Source organism: Holdemanella sp. MSK.7.32, from assembly GCF_024460475.1.
Lineage (GTDB): Bacteria > Bacillota_I > Bacilli_A > Erysipelotrichales > Erysipelotrichaceae > Holdemanella.
Genome location: NZ_JANFYN010000080.1, coordinates 1 through 4,820 on the forward strand (window position 1 = coordinate 1; position 4,820 = coordinate 4,820).

7 protein-coding genes are annotated in these 4,820 nt (G+C 32.2%); 4 read left to right on the plus strand and 3 right to left on the minus strand.

What is annotated here, in order from left to right; genetic code table 11:
* Nucleotides 1-22 precede the first annotated feature (22 nt).
* The gene (locus NE544_RS11620) at nucleotides 23-610 is read right to left on the minus strand and encodes a hypothetical protein (RefSeq protein WP_256269449.1); all 588 of its coding nucleotides are present in this window, start codon (nucleotides 608-610) and stop codon (nucleotides 23-25) included.
* A gap of 282 nt (nucleotides 611-892) precedes the next feature.
* Entirely contained in the window at nucleotides 893-1,618 is a 726-nt protein-coding gene (locus tag NE544_RS11625; RefSeq protein ID WP_256269450.1) for an SGNH/GDSL hydrolase family protein, read from the minus strand.
* Nucleotides 1,619-1,704: 86 nt separating this feature from the next.
* Between NE544_RS11625 and NE544_RS11630 the strand changes: the two genes are divergently transcribed.
* The 4 genes from NE544_RS11630 to NE544_RS11645 are packed head-to-tail and all read left to right on the plus strand — an operon-like array spanning nucleotide 1,705 to nucleotide 4,080.
* Nucleotides 1,705-2,193 carry a DUF4358 domain-containing protein gene (locus tag NE544_RS11630; protein WP_256269451.1) on the plus strand — a complete coding sequence of 163 codons (489 nt, stop codon included), beginning with the start codon at nucleotides 1,705-1,707 and terminating at the stop codon, nucleotides 2,191-2,193.
* 3 nt (nucleotides 2,194-2,196) lie between these two features.
* Complete coding sequence (locus NE544_RS11635) at nucleotides 2,197-2,715, plus strand: hypothetical protein (protein ID WP_256269452.1); 519 nt, start codon at nucleotides 2,197-2,199, stop codon at nucleotides 2,713-2,715.
* A 30-nt stretch (nucleotides 2,716-2,745) separates the two neighbouring features.
* Nucleotides 2,746-3,576 (plus strand): MBOAT family protein, encoded by an 831-nt coding sequence (locus NE544_RS11640; RefSeq protein ID WP_256269453.1) that lies wholly within the window; start codon nucleotides 2,746-2,748, stop codon nucleotides 3,574-3,576.
* A gap of 15 nt (nucleotides 3,577-3,591) precedes the next feature.
* Complete coding sequence (locus NE544_RS11645; RefSeq protein ID WP_256269454.1) at nucleotides 3,592-4,080, plus strand: hypothetical protein; 489 nt, start codon at nucleotides 3,592-3,594, stop codon at nucleotides 4,078-4,080.
* Between the two features lie 84 nt (nucleotides 4,081-4,164).
* Here NE544_RS11645 and NE544_RS11650 read toward each other — a convergent pair.
* A partial coding sequence (locus NE544_RS11650) for a transposase (protein WP_256269455.1) occupies nucleotides 4,165-4,820 on the minus strand: 656 nt, incomplete at its 5' end.

The following is a 4,820-nucleotide window of genomic DNA, read 5'->3' on the forward strand; positions in this document are numbered from 1 at the left end:
AATATTGTACATTCTTAAATGATCAAAACTGTACATTTTTAAGTTGACATTTATATAATTCATTAATCTTATTTAAATTGCCACCAAATTTTTCAGCTAAATCATCATACAAATGTTTTATCTTTTTATCTATAAATTTTTTTGAAGGCCATAACGCAATAAATTGCTCATCATGGAAAATGCTTCCTCTTTTAACGAAATGAATATTACCATTAGTTGTGCAGATAGATTCTAAAAAATCAATAATTGTTAAATTATTTTCGATTTTATCATTATTTAAAACATCCTTAAGTAACAATAAAGCAAATGCTTGTACTCTATATTTAATATTCCATATATCTGGTATATATACATCTGAAAATTTGTGTTTACTATATTTTACCATGTACAATACGCCATTAAAGTGATCAGAATGATAATGTGTTAACAAAAACTCTTTTTGATCTTTTTCTTCACCCATATCGTTTATAATATTATTAAATCTTTTTTCTCTTTCACTTTTTGAACAAGTATATTCATGTATACCAAAATCAACAAATAAATCTTTATGACCTTTTTTTACTAATCTAAAACAATCTCCAAAACAACACTCATACATTCTTATTTTCATATAGTTAGCTCCAATACCATAATACTAGCCCATCCTTTTGTGACACAGTTACTATATACAGACTAAGATACAGTCTAAGTTAAAGTAAAATCGTATCATCAATTCCTGTACATTAATTCCATAATCAAAAACTTCCATACTATCCATATTTTTTTATACAGCAATAATAAATTATTATACACTCACATAATCACCTTTTATTAACTGTCAGATGTTTCTATAAAATATATTTACATCAAAAAGTAAAAAAGTGAATTTGATATATGTCTTTCTTTAAACTTCCTATCCAATAACTTTAATTGTTTCACCAATCATTCTTTCAGCCCATACAGGATACAAATCCTGAATATAATGGACTCCATCCTCTTGATAATACTTATCCTCACCATGATTGGTAATATCCGAAATATCTACATAATTCCAACCATTTCTTTTACACATCTCTTGTAATTGACTATTATAATCATCCGTTTTAGACCATTCAGAATGTTCTTCGACCGCAGATGGCGTAGGACAAACAATAGAATTAATAAATATATTCGCATTGGGACAAATCTCTAAAACACCCTTTACTTTTTCTTCATACAAATCTCCATACGTTCCATTTTCTGTCTTTAAATCCAATCCCATATCATTCACTCCATATGAGAAATAAATATTAGAAGGATTGATTTCTTTCAACGCCTCACTATAATCTGAAATATTTAAAACGGTGTTTCCTGCATCCGCAAACACACGATTCCAGGGCAAATACCCATAAGACGCGAATCCATATACGCGAGAATCTCCATAAATGGCATAATCTTCAAACATAGAAAATACATCCAACTTTCCTTCCCGAACCAAAGAAAGCTTTTCTTCAATACGCTTATTTGTTAAATGCTTAGACAATTCTTTTGTATCCAAACTCTCCTGTTCCTTAATATAAGAAACACCCTCATTATGACTTTCACAACCCGTAAGTAAACAAATACATACAGCCAATCCGATAATCCCAAATTTTTTCATGTTTATATCCCCTTTGTCAAATTATATCATAGAATTTATGATACAATTGAAGTAATCACAATCAAATTATAAGGGGCATAGAGATTATGAAAAAGTATATATTCACCATTTTAAAAGGATTCGTTCTCATCGGATTCATTATTTTACTATCCACAAATTTCTCATACGACAAAGACAGTACGAAAACTATGGAAGAAGTACAAAGTAAAACCATAGAAAACATCAATCTTGATGGACTTAGCCAACAAGACAATTTAAGTATGAAACGATTTCTAGACTTAGATCCAGCACAATATGAAAGTGTTATCTACTACAAATCCGACGACGCTATGAGTGCCAGTGAATTTGTCTTAGTGAAATTTAAAGACCATTCTCAACAAGAACCATTTAAAGAAGCCATTGAAAAAAGAGTTAAAAATCAAAAAGGCATCTTTGAAGGCTATGCACCACAACAAGCCGAACTATTAAAAAACGCTATTATTGATATCCATGGAAACTATGGCTTATATGCAGTAAAAAAAGATGCAAACACAATGAATGATCAATTCAAAAAAGTATTAAGTGAGGGGGAATAAAATATGGTATTCACAGATTTAATTTTTTTATTTTGTTTCCTACCCTTTAGTGTTCTACTCACAAAACAAATCAGAAACATAAAACTACAAAACATTCTATTAGTAGTATTCAGCCTACTCTTTTACGCATGGTCCAACCCAATCTATGTCGTACTATTAATACTATCCATTCTATGGAACTACTTCACGGCATTTGAACTCGAAGCGCAAGATGATGAAAAAACTAAAAAAATACTACTCATAGTATCCGTAGTTGTTAACCTATTCATTCTTGGCTTTTATAAATATACAGGATTTTTAATGGACATACTCCACATACAATCCAATCTTAAAATAGCTTTACCCGTAGGACTATCCTTCTTTACATTCAGTGAACTCTCATACATATTCGATGTATATAACGGTAAAAGTAAACCACAAAAAAACATCATACTCTTCACACTCTATGTAAGTTTCTTTGGAAAAATCAGTATGGGACCCATTGTTTCCTACCACGAAATGGAAGACCAATTCACAAATTGAACCCTCTCAAAAGCACAATACGCATCCGGCATGGTTCTATTCAGTAAAGGTTTAATAAAAAAAGTATTGTTAGCCGACCAATTATCTTATGTCTACTCCATACTTCAAAATAACACTTCCACTCTAGGCGTATGGCTATTAGCCATTTGTTACATGCTACAAATCTATTTTGACTTCTCCGGCTATTCAGACATGGCTATTGGACTCTCAAGATTCTTTGGCTTTGATTTCAAACCAAACTTCGACCATCCATACACAGCCACATCTGTACAAGACTTCTGGAGAAAATGGCACATCTCTCTATCCCAATGGTTTAGAGATTATCTATACATTCCATTAGGCGGAAATCGCGTAGATAAAAACACATACATAAGAAACATCTTTATCGTATGGTTCTGTACAGGACTCTGGCATGGAGCCAACTGGACATTTATCCTATGGGGACTCTATTATGGATGTCTTTTACTCCTAGAAAAATTCTTCTTAAGAGAAAAACTCGAAAAACTTCCAAAACCAATATCCCACATCTATACATTACTCGTAGTATTAATTGGATGGGTATTCTTTATGAGTCCAAATATCACAACCGCATTTTCAACACTTGGAAAAATGATAGGTATAGGCGCAACAACCTTCACAAATAACCAAGCCAAGTTTATGTTAAAATCCTATTTCATATTATTCGCACTCGCCATTCTACTCAGTACAAAAGTCTATGACAGAATTCAAATCTTTGTATACAACCAATACAAAATGAAAGCCGTATACACAACATGGACAATCTACATAATTCTATTAATTGTATGCATCGCATTTATTGTAGGAGGAACATACCATTCCTTCTTATACTTCGCATTCTAGAAAAGGAGGTCTAACATGAAACATAAATATTCAAGCATTATGGCAAGCAGCCTAGCCAAAGTTGTTAGTGTAGCAGCAATAGCAACAATGACAGTAAACATCATCATTCCTGACCATAAACAATCTGAAACAGAAAATAGACCCCTACAAACCTTTCCATCATGGAATACAGAACACGTATTATCCGGACAATACACAAAAGACTTAAATACATGGTTCTCTGATCAATTCGTTTGTAGAGATCTAAACATACATATTAAATACTTGATTCAAAAAACATTTGTCGTAAAAGAAATACAAGACGTATTCCTTACTAAACAAGGCCTTATTGAAAAAACAGCCAAGCCAAACAAGGAACAACTCGAAAGAAATCTAAACGCCATAAACACATTTAAACAAAACAATCCAGAACTCAACGTAGGATTTGTGACAGTTCCAAATGCCGTAAGTATAAAAAAATTGGATAATAGAAATCAAGAAAAAATTCAAAAATTATATCAATAATTTTTCATGGTTTTTATTGCATGCTGAAAACCCCTGAAGAAAAAGCGCTTTTTTTCAGGGTAGTTTTGGTGTATAATCTCGTTGTTATTTATTGTACTGGTATAACTCACCAGTTTTGCACATGCTATAAATTATTCGTACTAATTTACTAGCACATGCAGTCTTTGCAGCTTTCGAACACATCGGGTTTGATTGCTGCTTTTTCTTTATATAGAAATCCTTAATACTATTATCATCTCTCTTAAGCCTTATAGAACACGTTACAGCCAGATATAATAAACACCTTAATCGTTTATTGCCTTTTTTAGTAATGTGCATATGATCCCCGTCATTCTGTCCACTTTCACTGATTCTTGGATCCAGTCCGGCAAAGGCTACTAACTCATTCTTCTTTTTAAATCTTGTCATGTCACCTAGTTCTGCAATAATACGTGCAGCTAGGTTATCTCCAATACCTGGAATAGATTTGATTATACTAAAGTCAGGTAGTTCCTGTGCTAGCTTAATCATTTCACCAATGGTTCTTTCAGCTTCTGCCATATCTTCTTTTAATTTCTTGATGAATCTCTGAAGTATTAATACTTCAATATCATCCTTATCACATCCTGAATAGATGGTTTTAGAATACTCTATTGCCTTGTCAGCCATTGTATCACTCATTGCCTGACGATGACATGTTTTACTCTGAATCACTTTAGATACGGTATTAATCTTCTTTTTCTGAAGCATTTCTGGATGTG

Coding starts and splice junctions, on each gene's coding strand:
- NE544_RS11630 (WP_256269451.1), top strand. CDS start 1,705: ATGAAAAAGTATATATTCACCATTTTAAAAGGATTCGTTCTCATCGGA.
- NE544_RS11640 (WP_256269453.1), top strand. CDS start 2,746: ATGGTTCTATTCAGTAAAGGTTTAATAAAAAAAGTATTGTTAGCCGAC.
- NE544_RS11645 (WP_256269454.1), top strand. CDS start 3,592: ATGAAACATAAATATTCAAGCATTATGGCAAGCAGCCTAGCCAAAGTT.
- NE544_RS11620 (WP_256269449.1), bottom strand. CDS start 610: ATGAAAATAAGAATGTATGAGTGTTGTTTTGGAGATTGTTTTAGATTA.
- NE544_RS11625 (WP_256269450.1), bottom strand. CDS start 1,618: ATGAAAAAATTTGGGATTATCGGATTGGCTGTATGTATTTGTTTACTT.
- NE544_RS11635 (WP_256269452.1), top strand. CDS start 2,197: ATGGTATTCACAGATTTAATTTTTTTATTTTGTTTCCTACCCTTTAGT.